2 protein-coding genes and 2 pseudogenes are annotated in these 3,681 nt (G+C 58.5%); 3 read left to right on the top strand and 1 reads right to left on the bottom strand.

Annotation, left to right across the window (positions count from 1 at the left end; genetic code table 11):
- The 3 genes and pseudogenes from EOA33_RS41385 to EOA33_RS27970 form a co-directional block, all read left to right on the top strand.
- Positions 1–1,592, top strand: a 1,592-nt coding sequence (locus EOA33_RS41385; protein ID WP_145989313.1) for a thioesterase domain-containing protein, incomplete at its 5' end; no start/stop codon positions are given.
- A gap of 210 nt (positions 1,593–1,802) precedes the next feature.
- Positions 1,803–2,414: a 4'-phosphopantetheinyl transferase superfamily protein gene (locus EOA33_RS27975; RefSeq protein ID WP_065012153.1), complete on the top strand. Its 612-nt coding sequence runs from the start codon at positions 1,803–1,805 to the stop codon at positions 2,412–2,414.
- An 86-nt stretch (positions 2,415–2,500) separates the two neighbouring features.
- Positions 2,501–2,712 (top strand): annotated as a pseudogene (locus EOA33_RS27970) (transposase); the annotation flags it as partial.
- A 65-nt stretch (positions 2,713–2,777) separates the two neighbouring features.
- Here EOA33_RS27970 and EOA33_RS27965 read toward each other — a convergent pair.
- A pseudogene (locus tag EOA33_RS27965) lies at positions 2,778–3,069 on the bottom strand (IS1595 family transposase); the annotation flags it as partial.
- Positions 3,070–3,681: the final 612 nt, after the last annotated feature.

The raw sequence follows: 3,681 nt of genomic DNA, 5'->3' as shown, positions 1-3,681 counted from the left end.
TTGGCGGGGCGGGTGTTGCGCGCGGCTACCTGAACCGTCCCGAGCTGACGGCGGAGCGGTTCATCGCCAGCCCGTTTGTGGACGGCGACCGGCTGTACCGGAGCGGCGACCTGGCGCGCTATCTGCCGGACGGCAATCTGGAGTTTTTGGGCCGCAACGACGAGCAGGTGAAGATCCGCGGCTTCCGCATCGAGCCGGGCGAGATCGCCGCGCGGCTTTGCGAGCACGAGCTTGTCGGCGATGCGGTGGTGGTGGCGCGCGCCGATCGGACCGGCGACCAGCGGCTCGTCGCCTATCTGGTGGCGAAGCCGGCGGACGGCTCGGACGAGGCCGATGGCGCGCAGCTTGCTGCCTCCTTGCGCGCCCATCTGGCTAGCCTGCTGCCCGACTACATGGTGCCGTCGGCCTTCGTGCGGCTGGATAGGCTGCCGCTGACGCCGAACGGCAAGCTCGACTGCCAGGCGCTGCCGGCCCCCGACGACGACGCCTATGCGCACACCGTCTATGAAGCGCCGCAGGGCGCGGTCGAGACGCTGCTGGCCGGGATCTGGGCGGAGCTGCTCGGGGTCGAGCGGGTCGGACGCCACGACAACTTCTTCGAGCTCGGCGGCCACTCGCTGTTGGCCGTGCAGTTACTCAGTCGAGCATTAGATGTTGGGCTGAACTTTAGCGCCGCCGACCTCTTCCGAGCCCCTGTTCTGAAGGAATTTGCATCGAAGGTTCATTTGGAGCCACAGCCCAGGACTCCTGGAGTGATTTCCGTACAGGCGACCGGATCGCAGCCACCGCTCTTCTTTGTCCCCACAGGTTTTGGCGATTGTTCCTACGTACCCAGGTTGATGGAGGAAATGGACGTAGACTGTCCCGTCTACGCTCTGCCATGGCCCCCCTTCAATAACCTTGGTCCACCAACTCTTGAGGCGATAGCCGCGGAGACCATCGTGGCGATTAGAAAGATCCAGCCGCGGGGTCCGTATCGTTTCGCTGGATACTCATCAGGCGGAATCTTGGCTTACGCCATAGCCCAGCTCTTACTGGGTCGCGATGAGGCTATCTCTTTCATCGCGTTGATCGATGTTACGCTACCTGCAAACGTTACAAAGATATCACCCATCCAAATGGTACGAGACGTCGTGCTCGATTCTTTTGAATCCTTAGATGATGAGAGCTTCGAAGTGTTGGAGCAATTTGCTGGACAAAGTTCAATCGCTCAGCTGCTCGAAAAGGCTCAGCAAATTGGGGCAATACCTCTGGATCGTAATCTCAATAACGATGTTTTGATGTATGAAAGGACCGCCCGGTTTCACGAGGCGCTGCAGGCGTACCAAGTCCCAACCCTGCCAGTTGAGATACATCAGTTTTATGCCACCGAGGCTCTCTTCAGTTCTCCGGCACGACAAGCTAAGAGTTCATTATGCCCAGAGGCACGTTCGCCTATGCGGGGCTGGGACCGAGTCTTGAGTCCGGACGCCATTACTGCCCTACCGATTGTAGGCGACCACGTGACGATGATGAGTGTTCTGGAAAACCGCAAGGCTCTGGCCCGAGCGATTTCTACGCACTTAGCCGGGGTTCTTGAAAAAGATCCCTAGCGAACTGCACCGAAGGTTCTGGCACCCAGACGAGGTTCAGTCTCGGATCGCGACTCCCCAAATGTCGGAGAGTTCTGGCTCTGTGATCCAAAGATGGGAAGCATATTTGGTCTGCCGCCTCTACTGGTCGACGACCGAGTCGAGCAACTTCAAGGCCAAGCTGCATGAGCTGAGCTTGTCATCCGAAAAGCTCAAAGGGGACCAGATAGAATGGAGACTATCACCATTGATCAACAGAACATCCTCGTCGGCATCCGTCCCATCGAAGCGGGCGACGAAGCCACCTTGTACGATTCCGAAGTTACCTCGTTGGGACGCGCTGTTACCAAAGTTCGCCGCCAAAGCGGTGCTGCAAGAGTAGTCGCCAGAACACTCCTTGGGCAACTGGGATTCCCACTACTGCCGATCCTAAAGACGCGCTCTGGTGTTCCGATCTGGCCACCCGGCGTCGTCGGATCTTTGGCGCACCACGATACCGTGGCCGCCGCCGCCATTGCAGGGACCAAACGGATTGCGGCTCTCGGCATCGACATTGAGCCTAATGAACCTCTGCCGGAGAACCTGATCGAATTGATTGCCACCCCTAACGAGCAACGCATGTACGATCTACATCTGCTCAAGCGGCGGGACCTCTTCGTTTTGAAGGAGGCGGTGTATAAGGCGTGTTTTCCACTGTACAATCATTTCATTGAATTCCAGGATGTGGAAATTGATATCTCTGCGCGATTAGGGTACGTGGCGAAGGCAAATTGCACGTTTTCGCTCGAGTTACTTATTTCCAACAATGTAATCGGGTTGGCGTATTCATGGCCGAAATGGTGACCTTGCCCGCTGATCTAATCCGGTTGACGTTCGTTCTGGCCCGTCGAGAGGACTTGGACATATAAAGTAGCCGCTTTTCTCAAGAGATCATCGGAATTTGAAGGAACATGAGGACGGAGTGTCGGTTCGCGATCTGTGCCGCAAGCACGCGGTCAGCGACGCCGCGATCACAATGGAAGGGCCGCTTTGGCGGGATGGATGTCTCCGAGGCTCGGCGACTGAAGGCTCTTGAGGACGAGAACACGCGGCTGAGCGGCATCTGGCCGACACCATGCTCGACAATGCCGCGTTGAAGGATGTCGCGCCAGAAGCCAACTGCCTGCGACTGTTCCCGCAGACACGCTGCCTTTATCAACCAAAGACAAGGATCTCGGCGAGCCGGACCGAGGACAAGCGCTTGTCCGACTGGAGCATCAGCCACATGGCTTCAGCCAAACACCCAAGGTCAGCTTGGTCGAATGCAGCGGGGTATCGCGGCCGGCAAGCGCGATCGAACGCTTATAACCACGGGCCGGACAGGTTCTGTCTTCTGGCCACACCTAATTTCCAGCAATCGCCGGCAATGCTGTTCTTCCCGGAAGGATCCCCGGAAGGCCACGATCATTTCCTCAACGGTCCGAATGTTGGCAAGCGCCGCGAGCATCGTTTCAGGCATTCTCATCCCCTCCAGATCACCGTTCTGCATGGGAAGGCCATGACCACAAGCCTTTAGCTGTCTTTAGTTGACGAGCGTGCGACGATGCCGCTCGATATGACAACACGATATCCAGCAAGGCGAATCGTCTATGGAACCTACCCTGACCCGAACGGCCGAAAAACGGCAAACCCGCCAACCTGCTCTCTGCGCGGGGGTACTACCGGGAGAGCCGCGAGATTTTTGAGCTCCAGCGGCGGGCGGCCTCGGCCTCATAGCCGGCCTGGTACTGGTGCCCAATCTCGGCCGCCGGTTGGGCGTGGGGCGACGGCGCTGCAGTAGTTCCGGGGATGATGATGGCGGCCGCGCCGCTCGATTGTAGCGGGCGAGCGCGTGGAGAGACGATTTGCGAGATTCCGCGACAACTTTACACTCGCCGTTGACGTCGGAGACCTCTGCGAACATAAAATCCGACAACGTTTTCAGCTTGCCGCGTCTACGAGCCGCCCGTCTCGCCAGCCTAGGCCAGCGAGCCTTCGCCCGACTCATCAACTTGGAAGGCCCCGATCTCCCTCCGAGGAACCCGAACGATATTGCGATCATAGCCCACCCCAGAGGGGCCATGGGTAACCT

The sequence above is a fragment of the Mesorhizobium sp. M4A.F.Ca.ET.050.02.1.1 genome (assembly GCF_003997725.1).
In the GTDB taxonomy this organism is placed as follows: domain Bacteria; phylum Pseudomonadota; class Alphaproteobacteria; order Rhizobiales; family Rhizobiaceae; genus Mesorhizobium.
This window is presented reverse-complemented; position numbering and strand designations above follow the sequence as displayed.